General features: G+C 40.9%; 19 protein-coding genes and 1 tRNA gene. 8 read left to right on the top strand and 12 right to left on the bottom strand.

Annotation, left to right across the window (positions count from 1 at the left end; translation table 11 throughout):
- From ACWIB3_RS07130 to ACWIB3_RS07120, 3 genes are all read left to right on the top strand, one after another.
- Nucleotides 1–1,023 carry a Gfo/Idh/MocA family oxidoreductase gene (locus ACWIB3_RS07130; RefSeq protein WP_454291254.1) on the top strand — a complete coding sequence of 341 codons (1,023 nt, stop codon included), beginning with the start codon at nt 1–3 and terminating at the stop codon, nt 1,021–1,023.
- Between the two features lie 79 nt (nt 1,024–1,102).
- The gene (locus ACWIB3_RS07125) at nt 1,103–1,990 is read left to right on the top strand and encodes a Ppx/GppA phosphatase family protein (RefSeq protein ID WP_185214036.1); all 888 of its coding nucleotides are present in this window, start codon (nt 1,103–1,105) and stop codon (nt 1,988–1,990) included.
- 45 nt (nt 1,991–2,035) lie between these two features.
- Nucleotides 2,036–2,119, top strand: a tRNA-Leu gene (locus ACWIB3_RS07120).
- Between the two features lie 138 nt (nt 2,120–2,257).
- Here ACWIB3_RS07120 and ACWIB3_RS07115 read toward each other — a convergent pair.
- Both ACWIB3_RS07115 and ACWIB3_RS07110 read right to left on the bottom strand, forming a co-directional pair.
- Nucleotides 2,258–3,052, bottom strand: a complete 795-nt coding sequence (locus ACWIB3_RS07115) for a (Fe-S)-binding protein (protein ID WP_185214035.1) — start codon at nt 3,050–3,052, stop codon at nt 2,258–2,260.
- Nucleotides 3,053–3,063: 11 nt separating this feature from the next.
- Nucleotides 3,064–4,359 (bottom strand): 4Fe-4S dicluster domain-containing protein, encoded by a 1,296-nt coding sequence (locus tag ACWIB3_RS07110; protein WP_454291253.1) that lies wholly within the window; start codon nt 4,357–4,359, stop codon nt 3,064–3,066.
- 291 nt (nt 4,360–4,650) lie between these two features.
- On the opposite strand from ACWIB3_RS07110, the gene ACWIB3_RS07105 reads away from it, so the two are divergent.
- Complete coding sequence (locus ACWIB3_RS07105) at nt 4,651–6,342, top strand: GMC family oxidoreductase (RefSeq protein ID WP_313261182.1); 1,692 nt, start codon at nt 4,651–4,653, stop codon at nt 6,340–6,342.
- Between the two features lie 85 nt (nt 6,343–6,427).
- Here ACWIB3_RS07105 and ACWIB3_RS07100 read toward each other — a convergent pair whose 3' ends face one another.
- From ACWIB3_RS07100 to ACWIB3_RS07075, 6 genes are all read right to left on the bottom strand, one after another.
- Nucleotides 6,428–6,982, bottom strand: a complete 555-nt coding sequence (locus tag ACWIB3_RS07100) for an OmpH family outer membrane protein (RefSeq protein WP_254528086.1) — start codon at nt 6,980–6,982, stop codon at nt 6,428–6,430.
- 102 nt (nt 6,983–7,084) lie between these two features.
- Nucleotides 7,085–7,618: an OmpH family outer membrane protein gene (locus ACWIB3_RS07095; RefSeq protein ID WP_185217602.1), complete on the bottom strand. Its 534-nt coding sequence runs from the start codon at nt 7,616–7,618 to the stop codon at nt 7,085–7,087.
- 57 nt (nt 7,619–7,675) lie between these two features.
- Nucleotides 7,676–10,249 (bottom strand): outer membrane protein assembly factor BamA, encoded by a 2,574-nt coding sequence (gene bamA / locus ACWIB3_RS07090; protein ID WP_254528084.1) that lies wholly within the window; start codon nt 10,247–10,249, stop codon nt 7,676–7,678.
- 120 nt (nt 10,250–10,369) lie between these two features.
- A complete protein-coding gene (locus ACWIB3_RS07085) occupies nt 10,370–11,107 on the bottom strand; it encodes an isoprenyl transferase (protein ID WP_185214029.1) in 738 nt (245 codons plus the stop codon).
- Between the two features lie 330 nt (nt 11,108–11,437).
- Nucleotides 11,438–12,331 carry an NAD kinase gene (locus ACWIB3_RS07080; protein ID WP_308214528.1) on the bottom strand — a complete coding sequence of 298 codons (894 nt, stop codon included), beginning with the start codon at nt 12,329–12,331 and terminating at the stop codon, nt 11,438–11,440.
- A gap of 42 nt (nt 12,332–12,373) precedes the next feature.
- Nucleotides 12,374–13,036 (bottom strand): CBS domain-containing protein, encoded by a 663-nt coding sequence (locus ACWIB3_RS07075; protein ID WP_185214028.1) that lies wholly within the window; start codon nt 13,034–13,036, stop codon nt 12,374–12,376.
- Nucleotides 13,037–13,212: 176 nt separating this feature from the next.
- On the opposite strand from ACWIB3_RS07075, the gene ACWIB3_RS07070 reads away from it, so the two are divergent.
- Both ACWIB3_RS07070 and ACWIB3_RS07065 read left to right on the top strand, forming a co-directional pair.
- Nucleotides 13,213–14,046 carry a 1-acyl-sn-glycerol-3-phosphate acyltransferase gene (locus tag ACWIB3_RS07070; protein ID WP_185214027.1) on the top strand — a complete coding sequence of 278 codons (834 nt, stop codon included), beginning with the start codon at nt 13,213–13,215 and terminating at the stop codon, nt 14,044–14,046.
- 3 nt (nt 14,047–14,049) lie between these two features.
- A complete protein-coding gene (locus ACWIB3_RS07065) occupies nt 14,050–15,015 on the top strand; it encodes a GNAT family N-acetyltransferase (RefSeq protein ID WP_185214026.1) in 966 nt (321 codons plus the stop codon).
- 219 nt (nt 15,016–15,234) lie between these two features.
- Here ACWIB3_RS07065 and ACWIB3_RS07060 read toward each other — a convergent pair whose 3' ends face one another.
- Genes ACWIB3_RS07060 through ACWIB3_RS07050 form a run of 3 tightly spaced genes read right to left on the bottom strand, consistent with a single transcriptional unit; the run spans nt 15,235 to nt 16,911 of the window.
- A complete protein-coding gene (locus ACWIB3_RS07060; RefSeq protein WP_185214025.1) occupies nt 15,235–15,681 on the bottom strand; it encodes a GNAT family N-acetyltransferase in 447 nt (148 codons plus the stop codon).
- A gap of 7 nt (nt 15,682–15,688) precedes the next feature.
- A complete protein-coding gene (locus ACWIB3_RS07055; protein WP_185214024.1) occupies nt 15,689–16,138 on the bottom strand; it encodes a GatB/YqeY domain-containing protein in 450 nt (149 codons plus the stop codon).
- A gap of 11 nt (nt 16,139–16,149) precedes the next feature.
- Nucleotides 16,150–16,911, bottom strand: coding sequence for an SDR family NAD(P)-dependent oxidoreductase (locus tag ACWIB3_RS07050; protein WP_185217599.1), 762 nt, complete (start codon nt 16,909–16,911; stop codon nt 16,150–16,152).
- A 485-nt stretch (nt 16,912–17,396) separates the two neighbouring features.
- Between ACWIB3_RS07050 and dnaB the strand changes: the two genes are divergently transcribed.
- Complete coding sequence (dnaB, locus tag ACWIB3_RS07045; RefSeq protein ID WP_185214022.1) at nt 17,397–18,992, top strand: replicative DNA helicase; 1,596 nt, start codon at nt 17,397–17,399, stop codon at nt 18,990–18,992.
- Between the two features lie 319 nt (nt 18,993–19,311).
- Here the strand turns inward: dnaB and ACWIB3_RS07040 are convergent, their stop codons facing one another.
- The gene (locus tag ACWIB3_RS07040) at nt 19,312–19,995 is read right to left on the bottom strand and encodes a M15 family metallopeptidase (RefSeq protein ID WP_254528079.1); all 684 of its coding nucleotides are present in this window, start codon (nt 19,993–19,995) and stop codon (nt 19,312–19,314) included.
- 140 nt (nt 19,996–20,135) lie between these two features.
- Here ACWIB3_RS07040 and ACWIB3_RS07035 point away from each other — a divergent pair, with 140 nt between their 5' ends.
- Nucleotides 20,136–20,765 carry a CatA-like O-acetyltransferase gene (locus ACWIB3_RS07035; protein ID WP_454291252.1) on the top strand — a complete coding sequence of 210 codons (630 nt, stop codon included), beginning with the start codon at nt 20,136–20,138 and terminating at the stop codon, nt 20,763–20,765.
- Nucleotides 20,766–20,845 lie beyond the last annotated feature (80 nt).

Here is a 20,845-nt window from a genome sequence, read left to right as displayed (position 1 = left end):
ATGACAGAAAACAAAATAGTTACAGGTATATTGTCGTATGGAATGTCCGGAAGGGTATTCCATGCGCCATTTATAGAGGTTAACCCAAACTTCGAATTAAGAGGAATTGTAGAGCGAACCAAGAAATTGGCGCAGGATAGATACCCAAATATCATCAGCTATGATTCAGTAGATGACTTGATCAACGATCCTGAGATTGAATTGGTCATTGTCAACACTCCCAACGATACCCATGTTGAGTTCGCGTTAAAAGCTCTGAAGGCCGGCAAACATGTGCTGATCGAAAAGCCTTTTGCACCAACTGCACCGGAAGCAAATGTGCTCTTTAAGGTGGCAAATGATATGGGAAAACATATCTTACCTTTCCATAACCGCCGTTTTGATGCCGATTTCCTGGCACTGAAGAAGGTCATAGAGAACAATGAGGTTGGCCGTCCTATCGAATTGCACATTCGCTTTGATCGCTTTAAACCAGAGTTGGGTCCAAAGCTGTTTAAAGAAACTAAAATCCCAGCATCCGGGGTCATTTACGACCTCGGTTCACACTTACTTGACCAGGCTATTTCCTTATTTGGCAAGCCTAAAGCGATGACCAAGGTTCGGGGCGTTTATAGGCCAGGTTCCATCGTGGATGACTATGGTTGTATTATCCTGAATTATACCTCTGGCTTGAATGTGTATATCACAGCTAGTCTTTTAGTGGCCAATCCTCAAGCTAGTTTTGTGCTCCATGGCACCAAGGGTAGTTTCATCAAAAATAGAACCGACGTGCAAGAAGCACAATTGATCGATGGGATGCTCCCTAACAATCCTGCCTATGGAATCGAGCCTGAAGGAATGGAAGGGGTCTTGACCAGTCCGGATGAAGAAGGTAATTTGGTTTCTAGGTTTGTTCCTGCTGAATTAGGGAATTACATGGAATTATTCGATGAAGTCTATCGCACAATTCGGGAAGATGAACCTTACTTTGTCACTAAAGACCAAATTCTTTGGCAGTTAGAGATTCTAGAACCAAATAAATAAAACTTCTATTTAATATAAAGTTTACATTTAGTTAATTTAGGATTTTTAACATTGTTAAACTTTTCAAATCTAATATAACGTGAGATATGCCGCTATTGATATCGGTTCAAATGCAGTCCGCCTGTTGATTGCCGATATTATTGTAAGAGAGAACGAAATCACATTTAACAAAAACACTTTACTTCGGGTTCCCCTTCGATTGGGAGACGACGCCTTTATACATCAACATATTTCTGAAGGAAAATTTGAGAGCATGATCAAGACCATGAGTGCTTTCAGGAACCTCATGGATGTCTATAAGGTTTCCGATTATATGGCTTGCGCTACATCTGCCATGCGTGATGCAGACAATGGAAAGGATGTTGTCAAGGCATGTAAGGAAGCAGGCGTGGACATTGATATCATTGATGGGGCAATAGAGGCCCAGATCATATACAATGTGCATAGCCATACCAGCATGGACAGAAATAAGGTTTATCTATATATCGATGTAGGTGGCGGTAGTACCGAGATATCATTGTTCGCCAATGGTGACTTGGTGGCTTCTAGATCCTTTAACCTAGGTACTATCCGTATCTTGGATAATCAAGATAGTCCGGAGACATGGGATGATATGAAGTTATGGGTGAAGAACATTACCAAAGGGTATAAGAATATTTATGGTATAGGAAGTGGAGGTAACATCAACAAGCTATCTCGTTTAGCTAATGAAAAAGCTGATAAGCCAATTTCATATGCGAAACTGAAAGCTTTATATGTATACCTGAACTCTTATTCATTGAAAGATAGGATCAATGTGCTTGAATTAAAGCAAGATAGGGCTGACGTTATTATTCCGGCCTCCGAGATCTTCTTGACCATTATGAAAGTAGGGCACCTGAAGAATATCATGGCGCCACGTATCGGTCTGGCTGATGGAATAATCCAAACATTGATCAATAAAAATCTGAAGAAGGAAAAGGTCTAAATTCGTTGCAAAAATCAAAATAAAGAGTATTTTTGCGATGTCTAAGCCCAGGTGGCGAAATTGGTAGACGCACCATCTTGAGGGGGTGGCGCCCGATTGGGTGTGGCAGTTCGAATCTGCTCCTGGGCACCCTGAAAATGATAGAAGAAGTTATCTTGCTTAGATAGCTTCTTTTTTTGTTCCCCTATATTAACCCCAACAAAAAATCCCCTTTGATTATCAACAAAGGGGATTTTTTAGCCCTTACTACTGGACCATTATGTTTCCCTACAGGTTATTGGCTTTTGCCGTAATCTCCGCAATATCCAGCACCTTGATTTCCTGTTCTTTTTCTTTTACTTTGACACCATCGCTCAACATGGTCATGCAGAATGGGCATGCGGCAGCAACGATGCTCGCTTTGGATTCAATGACGTCTTCAATTCGCTCTACATTGATATCCTTGTTACCCTTTTCAGGTTCCTTGAACATCTGGGCGCCACCAGCACCACAGCACAAACCGTTCGATTTACAGCGTTTTAGTTCCACAAGGTCAGCATCCAGTACCTCTAGCGCTTTACGTGGAGCTTCATATACCCCGTTTCCACGTCCTAGATAACAAGGGTCATGGAAGGTAATCTTCTTCCCTTTAAATTCATGGCCATCGGCTGGTCTCAGTTTTCCCTCATCGATCAAGGATTGGATCAACTGCGAGTGGTGGATCACTTCGTAATGGCCGCCTAAGCTTGGATATTCATTCTTGATGGTGTTGAAACAATGCGGACAGGCCGTAACGATCTTTTTGATTTCATAACCATCCAGTACCTGGATGTTCATCATTGCCTGCATCTGAAATAAAAACTCATTCCCTGCACGCTTTGCCGGATCGCCGGTACAGCTTTCTTCGGTCCCTAAAATGGCATATTTGATGCCTACATGTTGGAGGATCTTGCAGATGTCCCTGGTAATGCGCTGCGCACGTTCGTCAAAACTTCCTGCACAGCCAACCCAGAACAACAGGTCTGGACTTTCGCCCTTGGCAACTAATTCTGCAACTGTAGGTATATGTAATTGATTTTCCATGATTTTAAATTTTATTGATTTGCCCAATTCGCACGGTCTGCCTGTGCATATTTCCACGGTGCACCGTTATTCTCTAAGTTAGAGAACATGTTATTGATGCTGGATGGGGCCTGTGATTCTTCCATCACTGCATACTGCCTTAGTCCTATGATAATCTCCAGTGGATTGATATTGACTGGACATTGCTCCACACAGGCATTACAGCTTGTACAAGCCCAAATTTCCTCTCTGCTGATATAAGTGTCCAATAAGGCCTTTCCATCCTCTACAAAGCTTCCATTCTTGTCTATATTCTTTCCAACCTCTGCTACACGGTCACGGGTATCCATCATGATCTTTCGTGGAGACAGCAATTTCCCGGTCATATTTGCAGGACATGCCGATGTACAACGGCCACATTCCGTACAGGTATAAGCATCCAAAAGATTCTTCCAGGTCAGGTCCTGAACATCCTTGACCCCAAATCGGCTTGGTTCGCCAGTAGGGGGCGGGAGACTAGGATCCAACATCACTTTCACCTCTTCGGTCACAGATGGCATGTTGTTGAACTCGCCTTTTGGTTCCAATCTGCTGAAATAGGTATTTGGGAATGCCAATAGGATATGTAAATGTTTGGAGATCGGTAAGTAATTCAGGAAAGCCAAGACCCCAATGATATGGAACCACCAGCAGAATCTTTCAATCCCAATCAATACCTCCGGCGAATCCGGAAGGATGCCAACTAAATTGGAGCTGATTGGAAAGGAACCCACTGCATGATAGCCATCAACTGCAAGGACCTGTAATTTTAGATCTGCAGCATTCATCGTTAAAAAGGCAGCCATCAATAAGATCTCTGCTGTAAGGATCAGGTTGGCATCCGTTTTTGGCCAATTGTTCAGTTCGCTTTGATTCAGGCGCTTGACCTTCAGCACATTTCTGCGGATCATAAAGACCACACATCCCATCAAAACCAAGAATGCCAAGATCTCAAACGAGAAAATCAGGAAATCATATAGACCGCCCAATGCTTCTGAAAATACACGATGGGTGCCAAATAACCCATCAATCACGATTTCCAGCATCTCGATATTGATGATGACAAAACCTACATACACAAATAAATGGAGCAAAGCTGGGATGGGGCGCTTGAACATCTTCTTCTGTCCAAAAGCTACCAACAGCATAATCTTGATGCGTTCTCCAGGCTGGTCAAAGCGATCAACCGATTTACCTAGCTTTATATTTCTATAGATTTTACTCGCATTCCTGTAAAATAAGAACAGGGCCGCCAGCAAGATAATACCAAAAATGAGTTGACTGATCATAGTTTAATACTTAGGTTAACAAATATAATTAATCAGATTATACTATGCATGCATAATAAATTATTTAGAAAGATTAAAAATAATTGACAGGATTCAATAATGATTAAGAGCCTGGAAATCAAGTTAAGTATAATAATTGATACAACAAATAGCCCTGATAATTAAGCCCCATTTTGTATATTGCAAGCTATTATCAACCTTAAAAAACAAGCTTCCTGTGTCAAAGATGGTGAATATCTGATCATTCAGGCTATTTTGGGTACAGGCTAAAATCTTACAAACAATCAAGAGATGGCAAATAGTAACGACAACTTTGATGTTATCGTCATTGGATCGGGGATCTCCGGAGGATGGGCAGCAAAAGAATTCTGTGAAAAAGGCTTCAAGACCTTAGTCTTGGAACGTGGTTTTGATGTGCAGCATGTCAAGGATTATCCAACTGCATATATGGATCCTTGGCAATTTGATCATCATAATCGGGTGCCGCTTAAAATTAAACAGGAGAATCCTATTGCCTCCAGATGCTATGCCTTCAATGAGGATGCCATGCATTTCTTTACCAAGGACAAGGATCAGGAATATGTGCAAGAAAAACCCTTTGATTGGATCAGGGGGTATCATGTAGGCGGTAAGTCGCTGTTATGGGCAAGACAGGTACAGCGATGGAGCGATCATGATTTTGAAGGGCCTGCCAGGGATGGATTTGCCGTAGATTGGCCTATCCGATATGCCGATATTGCCCCTTGGTATAGTCATGTAGAAAAATTCATTGGAGTTTCAGGAAATCGAGATGGCAATGCAGCCATGCCCGATGGTGAATTTCTTCCTCCATTTGACCTAAATGCGGTGGAACAGATGATCCAAAAGAAATTACCGAGCAAGTATAAGGATCGGCAGGTCATTGCTGGGCGCTGTGCCCATATTACAGACCCTCAGCCAATCCATATCGCACAGGGAAGGACCAAGTGCCAGAACAGGACCATGTGTCAACGGGGATGTCCCTTTGGCGGTTATTTCAGTTCCAATGCATCTACCTTGCCATGGGCCGCTAAAACAGGAAATTTAACCATCAGGCCTAATTCCATCGTGGAATCTATTATCTATAGTGAGGACCAAAAGAAAGCCACAGGAGTGAGGATAATTGATGCCGAAACCCAGAAAACTTCCGAATATTTCGCGAAGGTTATTTTTGTGAATGCTTCTACCATCGCAAGTAACCAGATTTTATTGAACTCGACCTCCAAGCGGTTTCCAAATGGTTTAGGTAATGACTCGGGTCTACTTGGTAAATATATCGCTTTCCATAATTACCTGGGTTCAATTTCTGCGAACATTGATGGTTTTGAGGATATGTATTATTACGGTCGCAGGCCTACACAACCTATTATCCCCAACTTCAGGAATGTGAAGAAACAGGAAATGGACTTCCTTCGAGGTTATGCCTCTTTCTTTGGTGCCTATCGTGGCCGTGGAGGAAGTAGTGAAATGCAAGTTGGGGCAGACTTTAAAGATAACCTGTCTGAAGTAGGTGGATGGGGGATCAGTATGATGATGCAAGGTGAGACCATTCCAAAAGCGGAAAACCATGTTCGTTTAAGTACTGACCTTAAAGATAAATACGGTATGGCGCAGCTCATCTTTAATGTTGGCTATGACGATAATGACCAAAAGAGCATGCAAGACTTCCTGGATCAAGGAGCGGAGATGTTAGATTATATCGGTGCGAAGAATATCAGTCAGCACAACAGTCAGCAGAACCCGGGATTAGATATCCATGAAATGGGAGGAGCGAGGATGGGGAACGACCCTAAAACTTCCATTCTGAACAAATGGAATCAGGTACATGACTGTAAGAATGTTTTTGTCACGGATGGTGCCAGCATGACTTCGACCGGCACACAAAATCCTTCCCTGACCTTCATGGCCTTGACAGCTCGCGCAGCCAATTTCGCCATGGATGAAATGAAAAAAGGAAATTTATAAGCTGATCATTCCCGGTCCAATCGGATGGAAATAAAAAAAGATCAACCCAGGGGTTGATCTTTTTTTTATCCTTTAGCTTTCGGAATTATTTCTTTGGAGCAGCAGCTGGTGCAGCAGTAGCAGAAACACCTAATTTAGTTTTGATGTCTGCAGTCAAGTCGTCACCACCTTGGAAGTAAGGAACACTACCAGAAGAGATGTCAAAAACATAAGCATAGCCTTTTTCCTTAGCTACAGCATTGATAGCAGTCATAACTTTTTGCTCGATAGGAGCGTATAATTCTTGTTGTTTTTTACCAATTTCTTCTTGTGCAGCTTGTTGAACACTTTGGATACGAGTTTCCATTTCACGCATAGTGTTAGCGATAGTTTGAACCTCTGCATCTACAGTTTCTTTGTTCGCTTCACTACGGTTTCTCAATTTCTCGTTCGCATTGTTTTGTTGCTTTTGGTACTCACTGATCATACCTTGAATTTCCTTTTGCTTAGTCTCTTGTAAGGTTTGCATTTGACCTTCAGCAGCTTTGAACTCATTGGTAGACTGAACAATTTCAGCTGTGTTGATATGTCCAATTTTTTGTTGTGCATTTACTGCGTTACCCGCCAATAAAATTCCTGTTGCTAATACTACACTTTTCAATAAATTTTTCATGCTTTTTTTGTTAGTCTTATATTTTCGGATATAAGGATATTCTTGTTTTATGTTAAATAATAAATTAGTTCGCAATTATAATAAAAATTATTAGTTCGCTAAAGAAGGATTAGGTTTCAACCCTAATTTCGTGATAACATCGTTACTTTTATCCAAATTTGGATTGGCATAAAGGAACGCATTTTCACTTCTTTTATCCATAATGAAATCAAATTGACCTGCAGCTGCTACATCTTGGATAGCTTTGCTAACACGAGCCTGTATAGGTTTCATCAAGTTTTCACGTTGTTTGAAAAGTTCTCCTTCGAAACCAAATTTGCTGCGTTGGAATTCCTTTACGGCCTTTTCTTTATTTACGATCTCGTCCTCGCGGCGTCTGCGCATATCTGGATTTAAGTTCGCCTGATCCTTTTGATAGGATTGATACATACGTTCTATTTCTGCGTATTGCTTATCAACCTCAGCTTGCCATACCTTAGATTGATCATCTAATTGCTTCTGAGCTGAATTATATTCAGGGATATGTTTCATGACATATTCTGAATCTACATATGCTAATTTCTGGGCAAACGAAACTGAACCCAACATGGTTAACATCACGATTAATATTCCTATTCTTTTCATCGACATATTATTTTTTAAATTCTATGTTTAAGACAATTTAATTATTAAAAAGTTTAATTAGAACCCACCCATATTTTGGATAATACTGAATGTGAAGTTTTGTTTCCAGCGATCCGTAGTCAATCCAGGGATTGGATCCAATGCATGACCGTAGTCAATACCCAACATACCGAAGATCGGTAAGAAGATACGTGCACCAACACCTACTGAACGACGAACCTTGAATGGATTTACTTCATCAAATTTGTTCCAAGTATTACCTGCTTCAGCAAATGCCAAGGCAAATACCGTTGCTTGGTCATTTAACATGATCGGGTGACGTAATTCAATCTGGTACTTCGCATAAATCGGGCTACCAGACTGGATGGCGATACCTTGTTGGTTGCTTCCTGTAGATGCTGGAATCAACGCACCATTCGCATATCCACGCATCGCAATGATCTCAGATCCTTGTAAGAAGTCAAACCCTTGCATACCATCACCACCTAATTTAAAACGCTCAAATGGGGAAATTGGTGCCTGTGAGCTGTAATTTCCTAAGTAACCAAACTGCGCCTGTGCTTTCAATACCAATTTACCCGCGATCTTGGTATACCATTGGGAATCAAATTTCCATTTATGGTATTCCGTGAATTTATACTTTTCATTGTCTGGAGCAGTTTCATAGTTCATGTTGTTCCACATTGAATATGGAGGCGTCAATTGAACCGAGAACTTGATATGTGAACCAGAAGTAGGATAGATCGGCGCATCGATAGAGTTACGGCTGATCTCTTGGGTAAAGTTGATGTTGTATGCTGTACCATCCGAGAAAACGAAGATACCACCATAGTTATCCAAGAAGTAACGTTGGTAAGACAATGAACTGTTGATCTGGAAATAGTTGTCTGGCCATTGAAGACGTTTACCTAATGTCGCAGTCACACCGTGCATCTGGATTTTAGGGATACCCTCATAATCCTCATAACGGTTTTCCAAATAGTTATAACGTTGTAATTGTGAATTCGAGATATACGCACTCAAACCAAAATAAATAGGTTTCTTACCACCTAACCATGGCTCTGAGAAGGAGAAGCTATAAGATTGATAGCGTTTTCCTGAAGTCTGTCCACGGATGCTCAATTTCTGTCCGTCTCCTCTTGGAAGTGGTTTCCATGATTCTTTCTTGAAGAAATTGCTGGTAGAGAAGTTGTTAAAGGTCAGACCCAATGTACCGATTACCTGACCAGCACCATAACCTCCGGATAGCTCAACCTGATCGGATGGTTTTTCAGCCACCGAGAATTCAATGTCTGTCGTACCTTCTTCGTAGTTTAGGTTGGTCGGCATAGGTTGAACCTTCTGCTCATCAAACATCCCTAATTGGGAAATCTCACGAACACTTCTTACCAATAGCTCACGCGAATATTTTTGACCCGGCTTGGTATAGATAGAACGTAGGACAACACGGTCGTTCGTCACATCATTACCTTTCAGGATTACATTGTTGATCGTATATTGCTTACCCTCAAACATCTGGATTTCCAGATCGATGGTATCTTGGTAGATACGTTTGATCACCGGTTGAACACTGAATGTTAAGTAACCGTCGTTTTGGTAAATCGCAGCGATATCATCCGAGTTCCTGGTCGGACCACTCAATTTGGAGTTTAATTTTTCCTCACTGTAAACATCACCGTGTTGGATACCCAATAGGATATTTAAGGTAGAGTCTTTGAATTTTGAGTTTCCTGACCATGAGATATTACCTACGTAATATTTAGGACCTTCATATACATCGATGTCGATGGCAACTTCGTTGTTGTCATGACGTCTTACGGTATCTTTTAAGATTTGAGCATCACGGAAACCTTTGTCTTGCATTTTGGCAACCAGGTTTGTTTTTGCTTCCTCATATTTATCATCCTTGAACTTCCCTGGTCCGAATACTCTAAACCATGCTCTAGGACGTACACCTTTCATGAATTTAGTCAACTGCTTATTGCTGAATTCTTCATTTCCAGTGAAATTGATACTGTTGACTTTAATCTTTTTATTTCTTTCCACATCCACCACGACAATTTCGTTGTTTGCTTGAGCAGAGTCAGGTTTCGTCGTAATCTTGATATCAGGATAAAGGAAGGATTTTTCCCTTAAGAATTTCTCGATAGTGGCTTTGGTCGTTAATAGGAGGTTGTCATTGACAATTTTACCGGCATTGGTATTTAACCGCTTGCGGACTTCCTCTGTTTGCGATTTGCTCAGTCCATTGATGTCGATCCTGGTCAATCGTGGTCTTTCCACCACCCTGATTTCTAGGAAGATCGTTTCTTCTTGGATTTTGGTAGCATATAATTGAACGTCTTCAAATAGGTTTTGCGCCATCAAATCCTTGATTACATTTGATGTTTGTTCGCTCGGAACCTCGATGTATTGCCCAACTGATAATTTGGAGATGGTGACGAGGACTTCGGAGTCTAGGTACTGTGCTCCAGTAACGGTTACTCCACCGATAACATAGTTTTTAGGGTCCAAATAAGTAATGTCATCTGGATTGTTCAAATTCAAAGGCCTATTTCCTGTTATCTGAGCCTGCGCGAAATTGCAAATTAAGAAGGTGAGTAAAATAGAAAGTTTAATTATACGCTTCATCTACTTTTTATTATGTCTGCTAAAGTACAGCAAAGTCTTGTTAATTTTTGTTAAAAGAAATATTACGAATTTCTGACAGTAAGCCTGTCGAAATTAAAATGTTGCAAAAGTAATGATTTCTTATAATTGTTCACTAGTTTTCCCAAATCTTCTTTCTCTATTTTGATATAGGTAAATACATTCAAATAGAGTTTCCCTAGAAAACTCAGGCCACATGATAGGGAGGAAAAACAGCTCAGAGTAGGCTATTTGCCACAACATATAGTTGCTAATGCGCTCTTCACCGCTGGTTCTGATCAATAGGTCAGGGTCGGGGATGCCATGTGTATAAAGATTGTTGCTAAACATTTCTTCATTGATATCATCTACGGAAATTTCACCTTTTTTAACTTTTTCAGCGATCGTTTTTGTCGCATCCAGGATCTCTTGGCGGGATCCATAGCTCAAGGCAAGGGTCAATGTACAGCCAGTATTGTTCTTGGTTTGTTCAATGGTAGATTGAAGCGTCACCTGACAATGGGCAGGTAAGTCGGACATGCGGCCAATACTGTTGACACGGATATTGTTTTCTTGGAAAGTGGGTAGTTCTTGGTTCAATGAGTTTACTAAGAGTTCCATCAAGGCATCCACCTCAAATTGCGGTCTGTTCCAGTTTTCGGTGGAAAAGGCATATAAGGTCAAATAGTTGAGGCCTATTTCAACAGATGCCTCCAATGCTTCACGGACTGCAGTAACGCCGTTTTTATGGCCAAAGACACGAAGCTCGCCCTTTTCCTTTGCCCAACGGCCATTGCCGTCCATGATGATGGCAATATGCTGAGGTAATCTGTTTTTATCTATCTTATCTTTAAAACTCATTAGATAATTTCATTTATGCTTGAATAGTTTTGTGTCGACCCTAATCCAGACCATGCCACTCGACTTTCTGGAAATCCAGAATCGCCAATCAAGCATCGTAAATCTAGAAGGAGTTGATGATGTAGGTTAAGTAATCCAATCAGGAGGCCAAGCTGTTTTTGTCCTAAATTTTTTATGATAGGAATGATTGCAAATGAATTAAAAAATAAAATTGATTCGCTTTTCATCTCGAATGTTGGTCCCAATAGTTTCAGATTTTATCGTAAAGATACAGGTTTTAAGATTATCCCTGTAAAAATTTTATTGAATTAAAGTGAATAGAAGCTCCTATTAATAATTTCGGACATCGATACCCCAGAGCAATTTTTCACGCAAGATGCCAAAATATTGGTCATTTGCCAATCGGATAAGGTTTATACTAAAAGGTGCCTTTGTGATCAATAAGCTGGTTTTGGTACTCAAGGTATGGCTTTTTGAATCACAGCTCAAAATATATTTCTCTGTCCTGCTCTCTATCTCAAGACGCAATTGCATATTCTCGTTCACCACGATAGGACGTACGTTTAAATTGTGTGGAGAAATAGGGGTAATCACAAAATTCCCACTGCCAGGCATTATGATGGGGCCGCCGCAGCTTAAGGAATAAGCTGTAGAACCCGTTGGGGTCGCGATGATCAGACCATCAGCCCAGTAAGAGTTCAACAGTTCATTGTCCAAAACTGCATGTACCGTAATCATGGCGGAAGAGTCCGACCTAAAAACCGTAATATCGTTCAGTGCAAAATCCTCCCCCTTTATAAAGGTACCATCCGAACTTTCTACCTGTAACAAGGCACGTTTTTGGATCTGATAATTGTTGGAAAGGATTTGGTCCAATGCTTCCTCCATGTGGTTTTTGGAGATATTCGCCAAAAATCCCAAACGACCGAAATTGATCCCCGCCAATGGAATACCTGAATCTTTGATCAACGTTGCGGCAGAGAGCATGGTACCATCGCCCCCTAGGCTGAGCATAAAGGCAATGTCCGCAGGAAGATCTTTATGGGACTTGAATTTCTTAAAGGTAAAATCTAGCTTGCATAAGCGCTTAAGGAAACTGTGGAAATCCTGATGGATGTAAACTTGCACATTCTTTTCACGCAGGTAGGTAAATAGTTCAATGACATATCCAATCACGGATTGGTTAAACTCTCGACCGTATACTGCTATGGACAGCTCTTTCATGCTTTTGATAATATTTTGCGCAAAGATGAAAAATTCTAAGAATTAAATGTTCAAATAGTTCATTAAAAGATTATATCTTTCTTGGATATCATTCTGATCAGAGCCATCGTTGAAGGTCGCTTTTACCACATAGTCATGTCTCCATAAAGAGGCCAAGACTGAGGAAATATTGTTTTTGTTGACCTTGATGGTGAGTTCAACCTTGCTGGAATTCTCAATCGGTCTGATTCCCGTATTCAAAATCTTGCTGTTCTCAGATTCTATGATATGGGCCACATGGGTCAAACTATTGTCCCGATCTTCCATCTCTAGGACGATGATCGCGCCCTTATCCTGGTTGGAGATCGTTTGGTTGACCGATCTCAATAGATCTTTCTGGGTAATGACCCCAACATATTCCTTTTGCTTGTTGACAATAGGCAAAAGGTCAAACTGATAGGTCTCCAGATATTGTAGGGCATCATAGATGTGCTGATAATCGTATAGATAGATAAATGGAAAGGTAAGTTTCAGTTCCTTGATCAAAGTTTCCTCATCTTCAGCCGATAGCAGGTCCTCCTCGGTAATAAGCCCGAGGTATTCTTTACCCTTAACTACAGGAAGTTGATGGAAATGCAGCTCATTGACTTTATCTAACGAAAAAGCAACCGTATCGTTCGGGTGAACTTCGGTATAGAGCGTTGATATGTTTTCACCGATATACATGAAACCTTTTATTTATTAAACTACAATAAACGCAAAACGTTTAATTTTAGTTTAAATATGCGATTATCGCTAAGGTAGTGAAAATATTATTTTGATATAAAATAAAAAGATGTTTTAGTCATCTTAAAACTAATTATGTAATTTTACAAAACTTTTATAAAAGTGTATTATAGAATATGAGCTTACAAAAGCAAGAGAAGTTTATTGAAATCAGGGAAGTAATACGAAAGAAAAGTCCAGGTTTAGCCAAATGGATACCCAAGCCATTATTGAGTTATTTAACAAAGACAATCCACGAAGATGAGATAAACTACATCATGAGAACGTATCATGATGACATGGGATTAGATTTTGTAGACTCATTATTAAAAGAGCTTAAGGTTAACGTACATTTGGAAGGCGCTGAGCATATTCCTTTAGATGAAAGTGTCATCTTTGCTTCCAATCACCCCTTAGGTGGTTTAGATGGGGTAGCTTTTATGCAGGCCATCGGGAAGTATAGAAAAGATGTGAAATTTTTGGTCAATGACATTCTGATGAATGTCCGCAACCTCGAACCCTTATTCGTTCCTGTAAATAAAGTCGGTAGTCAAAGTAAAACAGCTATTGCTGCAATTGAGAATGCCTATGCATCGGACCATGCTTTGCTTGTTTTCCCTGCTGGACTTGTCTCAAGGAAGATTAAAGGGGAGATCGTAGACCTCGAGTGGAAAAAAAGCTTTATATCGAAAGCCAAAAAATATAAAAAAGATATCGTTCCTGTCTATATTGAAGGACGTAACTCGAATTTCTTTTACAACCTATCAAGAATAAGACACAAAATAGGATTAAAAGCAAATATTGAAATGTTATATTTACCTGATGAGATGTTCTCCCAAAGAGGAAAGGACATAACCATCAGGATTGGGGAGAAGATTCCCTATACCCATTTTGACACCAGTAAGAATGAACGTCAATGGGCAGCTGAAGTAAAAGAAATGGTTTATGCCATGGCTCATGGTAAAAAATAATTTATGCAAGAAATAATTCAACCGGTAGATAGAGATCTAATCAAGAAAGAACTTACTAAGGAAGCCTTTGTCCGTTATACCAATAACGGCAGTAATGAGGTCTATCTAGTGAACTATCATACCGCACCTCATATAATGCGCGAGATTGGTAGATTGAGAGAGCTGACCTTTAGGGGAGCTGGCGGCGGTACAGGTCTACCTCTTGATATTGACGAAAACGATACTTCTAAACATAATTACGATCAACTGATCGCTTGGAATCCAGAAGATGAAGAAATCATTGCTGGGTACCGCGTGATAAAATGTGATCAAGCAACGGCTGAGGATGGTGAAATTCACCTTTCAACAGCACATTATTTTGACTTTTCCGAAAAATTCAAAAAAGATTTCCTGCCTTATACCATTGAATTGGGACGTTCTTGGGTTCAACCCAAATACCAACCAGCAATCGACAATAGAAAGGGAATTTTCTCCTTGGATAACCTTTGGGATGGTCTTGGGGCATTGGTCCTGATCAATCCGGACGTGAAATACCTGTTCGGAAAGGTGACCATGTATCCGCATTATAATCAGGAAGCTAGGGATTTGCTGATCTATTTCATGAATCATTATTTTCCAGATCCTGACAATTTGGTAGAACCTGTAAAGGATCTTTATTTAGGTTATAAAACTGATATCACCAAACATGAAGGCATTTTTGACGGTCTGGACTATAAGGAAGGTTATAAAGTGCTGAATGCCAAAGTTAGGGAGCTGGATGAGAATATTCCTCCATTGATCAATACCTATATGAATCTTTCACCGACCATGCGTGTTTTTGGAACAGCTAGGAACAATGAGTTTGGAGAAGTTGAAGAAACTGGTATTATGATTACCTTGGATGATATCTATCCTGCAAAAAAAGAAAGGCATATGTCGACCTTTGAAAGAGATAGGCATTTTGGCCAACGTCCTGTAAAAGCAAGATAGTCTGATGGATAAAAAAAGCTTTTTTTTTGGCTATTTTTATTGACCTCAGTTTAGTTTTATTCGAGACATATTTTGAAAATTCCGAATATGCCTCGAACAAGGGTAAAGCCAAAGCAGAAGGTAATACCAGGACAAATTGGATAAAATTTTATCATTAATATAGAAAGCCCTCGATGATTAACATCGAGGGCTTTTTTATGATACGCAATGCATTAAGTCTTATGGATATAAGGCCATCTCTAAATGGGGGATATTGTCCTCCAGATAGACATCGCTCTCAATCTGGAATCCTAGACCAGTATAGAATCGTTTCAGGTATTCCTGTGCACTTATTCGGATAGGGAGGTCTGGATAGTCCATTTTGATCTGTTCAATGGCTCTGTTCATCAGGAGCTGACCGTATTGATGCTTCCGATAGTCTGCATGGACCACCACTCTTCCTATGGAACTGCATTTCGGATAGGAGACATCAGGGGGCAATAACCTGGCATAAGCAATACAGGTATCTTGGTCCATCGCAAAGAGATGTTTCCCTTTGAGGTCCTTATCATCACATTCGGGATAAAGACAATCTTGTTCCAGCATAAAGACATTGATCCGGAGCTGCAAAATCTTGTAGAGTTCCAGGGAGTCTAATTCTGAAAAGGACTTTATTCTCCAGTCCATATATGGATTAGCTTAATAGTGATTTTACGACTTCAGAAATCGTTCTGCCATCAGCTTGACCAGCAAGTTTCTGGTTTGCCGCGCCCATGACCTTACCCATATCCTTGATCGATGAAGCACCTGTTTCAGCAATAATGCCTTTCACAACGTTTTCTATTGCCTCACGGTCCAATTGTTTTGGAAGGAACTCTTCGATAACTTCCAATTCTTCGATTTCGATGGTATATAGGTCTTTACGGTCCTGTTGCTGATAGATTTCGGCAGACTCCTTGCGTTGTTTTGCTAATTTCTGTAAGACCTTGATTTCGGCGTCTTCGGTCAATGTTTCGCTATGGCCTTTTTCAGTGTTAGCCAATAGGATTGCCGCTTTGATCGCACGCAGTCCACGTAATCTAACATTGTCCTTTGCGATCATGGCCGCTTTGATATCTTGGGTTATTTTTGCTTCTAATGACATATATGATTTGTTTATTTTCTAATAACTAGTGTTCCGTTTGCCTGAGCCGTTGGCATAACCAACAGGTCGTTGATATTGACATGTTTGGGTCTGGAAAGGATAAAAGAGACGATTTCTGCAATGTCCTGTCCCGATAGTGGAGTCAATCCTTTATAAACTGATTTTGCACGGTCCTTGTCGCCATGGAACCTTACTTCAGAGAATTCGGTTTCTACCATGCCCGGGTCAATACTGCTGACCTTGATCCCTTTGGCTAGGAGATCAATGCGCATCGCTTTGGTCAAAGCGTCCACGGCATGTTTCGTTGCGCAATAGACATTGCCATTGGGGTAGACTTCTTTGCCGGCAATGGATCCCATGTTGATGATATGAGCCTGTTCGCTGCCTTCCATCAAAGGGATGACATATTTGCTGACATACAGTAAGCCTTTGACATTGGTGTCGATCATGCGGTCCCAATCGCCAATCTGTCCATCTTGGATTGAATCCAAACCTTGGCTGAGTCCAGCATTATTGATCAAGATGTCGACTTTTTTCCATGCTGCTGGAAGGTTGGATAGGGTGGTTTCTACCTCTTCCGCATTGCGGACATCCAATTTGAAGCTATGGGTTTCGGTATTAGGGTTGATGGTTTTGATTTTTTGGATCAATTCTTCCAGTTTTTCAACTCTTCTGGCACATAAAAGAAACCTGTATTTATTTTCTTTTGCCAATTCCAGGGCGCAAGCTTCTCCGATTCCAGAGCTGGCTCCCGTGATTAAAACTGTCCTCATTTTATTGAAATTTATTTTACTTGGCTTCATACTTTTTTCCAGAATCGAGGTCTGGATTTTCCGTAGATGCGTTATTTGATACACAACAAATATACAACAAAAGACTAAAAATTACGGATACCCGGAATGCTTTCATAAACTTAAAGACTACCTGAAGGAGCTTAACTCGCTGACTATGAATTGAAGAGGGCAAAAGGCCTTAAAATAACTGTTTGAATGACCCTTTCGTGTAGGTTATTCACAACGGTCCATCTTATCCACATTCGGGTAAAGGCTTGATTTTTAATGCGTATATTTAGTTATTAACAGGTTCTTCACATTTGATGTTAATTATTAGTCCCTGTTTTACAACTGCTATTGCATGATTGTTGAAGCACCTAAATTTTACTGTTCAAAACTTGATGGTAGGGCGACTTTTATTTTTCTTACATTTGTTACCCTATCCTTGAAAACAGGGTGAATCAAGCCGAGAAATATTTTTTAGTATGTCTTTAGAAAACGAATTTAACAACAGTACGTCAGGACAACCTAGTCGTGCAAATTTCAACAAGAAAAGAACGAGCTTAAATAACTTAGTCTCCGGATTAGGCAAGCTCCCTCCACAAGCATTGGACTTAGAGGAGGCAGTGTTGGGTGCCCTGATGTTGGAGAAAAATGCACTAAGTGAAGTCATCGATATCCTGAAGCCAGAATCGTTCTATAAAGAGTCGCATCAGAAGATATTTCAGGCTATCTATAACCTCTTCCAGAAGACTTCCCCGATCGATATCTTGACCGTAGTGGCAGAACTTCGCCAAATGGGAGCGTTGGAAATGGTAGGTGGTGCCTATTATATCACGCAGTTGACAGACCGTGTGGTATCAGCGGCCAATATTGAATACCATGCCCGTATTATTTCACAAAAATATATTCAGCGTGAATTGATCAAGGTTTCTACAGAAATCATCAATTCATCCTATGATGAAACATCCGATATCTTCGACCTATTGGACCATGCGGAGAAATCACTTTTTGATATTGCCCAAAACAACCTGCGAAGAGATTCCAGAAAGATGGACGATATCATGCGTGAAGCAATTTCCTCACTGGAATCCCTGCGTGAGAAGACAGATGGCTTGACCGGTATTCCTTCTGGTCTGACTGCATTGGACCGGATGACCTCCGGATGGCAACCTTCTGACTTGGTTATTATTGCGGCTCGTCCTGCAATGGGTAAGACGGCATTCGTGTTATCCGTAGCGCGAAATGCAGCAGTTGACCATAATAAAGCGGTAGCCGTATTCTCCTTGGAGATGTCATCCGTACAATTGGTGAATCGTTTGATCGCTGGTGAAACGGAGATTGAACAGGAGAAACTGAAAAAAGGAAATCTCGCCGACCATGAATGGCAGCAATTGCACTCTAGGATCGGTCGTTTGACTGAGGCGCCTTTAATTATTGATGATACACCGGCACTGAACGTGTTTGAATTCCGTGCTAAGTGTAGACGTCTGAAGGCTCAGTATGATATACAGATGGTAATCGTCGATTACTTGCAGCTGATGCATGGTAAAGCCGATGGTAAAGGTGGCGGAAACCGTGAACAGGAGATCGGTAGTATATCACGTGCCCTAAAATCAGTAGCGAAAGAATTGAACATTCCAGTTTTGGCCTTATCGCAGTTAAGTCGTGCGGTAGAGTCTAGACCTGGTAACAGTAAGCGTCCGATGCTATCCGACTTACGTGAGTCTGGATCAATTGAGCAGGATGCCGATATGGTACTGTTCCTTTACCGTCCAGAGTACTATGGATTGTTGGAAGATGAGGAAGGCCGTTCTACCGTAGGGGTAGGAGAGGTAATTATCTCCAAACACCGTAACGGTGAAACGGGTATTGTACCATTACGCTTCGTAGGTAAATATGTGAAGTTCGTCGATCTTGAGGATGATTTCTCCGGAATGGGTCCTGAAGGTGGTAGCTTCAATGATTTCGGCGGTGGAATGGGCAATGCAATCCAACCATCAGGTAATTTCGGCGACTTCGGCGGAGGTATAACCATGCCATCCAGAATGAATGATATGCCGGATGATGCACCGTTTTAGACTGGAAAAACACTGTAGAGGCGTATTGCATACGCCCGCATCATGAAAAGAAAATATAACGGCACCCGGAAGGGTGCTTTTTTTTGGTGAAAATTGAATAGGATGATACCCCAAAATGGGTATTTATTGATGGCTTGTATAAGGCGGGCGAATGCGATACGCCCTTACAGTATGCTGGACTTTCCAACTATATTTTGATCATAATCTTGGTTCAAACCATGATCTTGGTCCATCCTCACATCCCATTAATCCTGGTTCAAACCATGATCTTGGTCTATCCTCTTATCCCTTTAATCCTGGTTCAAAAACAAGCTCAAACCTACCTTACCTTAAAATCAAAATACTGATCCTTGAAGGGCTCATTTTTCAGGGTATAATGCCACCATTCTTCTTCGATGGATTTGAACCCATGTTTTTCCATGATGTCCTTAAGTAGTTTTCGATTTGCTTTTTGTTGAGGACTGAGGTTGCTGTAATCATGGTGAGAGGGTTCGCCGAAATAGTCGAAGCCGGTTCCCATGTCCAGTTCTTTTTTGTCTTTCAGGTTAATGATGGTTAGATCGATGGTACTGCCGCGGCTATGGCCAGATTTTTCGGCGATGTAACCCAATTTAAACAGGTTCCGTTTGTCCACATCGGGATAGAATTCTTTTTTTGCTGCCGTGTCGGCAATATCCAAAGCCCATTCCTTAAAGTTATTTACTGCCTGTTGCGGTCTATAGGCATCAAAAACCTTGATACCTAAACCTTGTGCATTCAGTTCTTTTTGGATCTGGACCAATGCACTGGCGGCTTCTTTGCTGATAAATACCTTGTTGGCTTCATAGCCTTTTACCGGTCTTCCCAGGAAGTTATGGCTTCCATAATACCTTAAGTCGATTTCAAGATTTGGAATCTGTTCTTTCAGGTTGACAAATGAATTGGGGATCTCCCGTTGTGTAGCACAGGAAAAAAGTAAGCTGAGTGCCAAAAGTGGTATGAGGAAAGCATATCTATTATTCATGATCTATGGTTATGATGATTATAGGACAAATGTAAAAAACCTTTAGTAGTTTGAAACCTTCTATGGAGGTTTTGGTTTTTGTTAGGGAATTATCCACAATCGTTTTTCGGAAAAAGAGTAATGATTAGTTTTGTCGCAATATGAGAAAGAAATTTGATGTAGAAAATTGGGCACGAAGAGAGCACTTTGAATTCTTTTCGCAGTTTCCCGAACCGTTTCATGGGATTACGGCCGAGTTGGACCTAAGTATTGCCTACCAACAGGCCAAGCAGAAATCCCAGTCTTTCTTTATGTACTACCTGTACCGAGCGTTGAAGGCCATGAATGAAATTGAGAATTTCAGGCTGAGGATCGATGCTGGAGAACTCTATCTCTATGATCAGGTCCATATCTCCAGCACGGTGTTAAGGTCAGATAACACCTTTGGTTTTTCGTATATCGATTTTCATGAAGATGAGGCAAAGTTTTTGGAAGGAGCAAATATCGCTGTTGAAAAAGTGAAGGCTTCTTCTGGCTTAGATCTGAGTGGGGCCAGGATCAATGAGGTGCATTGTTCTGCATTGCCTTGGGTAGACTTTAGCTCGCTTTCTCATGCCAGGAATTTCAATTATCCGGATTCCTGTCCGAAGATATCCTTTGCCAAGTTAATGGATCGTGAGGAAAAAAAAACGATGGCGATTTCGTTACATGCGCACCATGCCTTGGTCGATGGATACCATGTGGGACTGTTTATGCAACGATTTCAGCAATTGCTCGATCAAATCGATTAGGTTTTTGCTATCTTCTTGTCCCTGTGGATAATTTTCTAAAATAGTATGCCTATTTTTATTAAATTTGAGTCCCCATTTTT

The organism is Sphingobacterium sp. NPDC055431 (genome assembly GCF_053644255.1).
The sequence above is the reverse complement of the archived record's forward strand: the minus strand, read 5'-3'. Positions and strand labels throughout refer to the sequence as shown.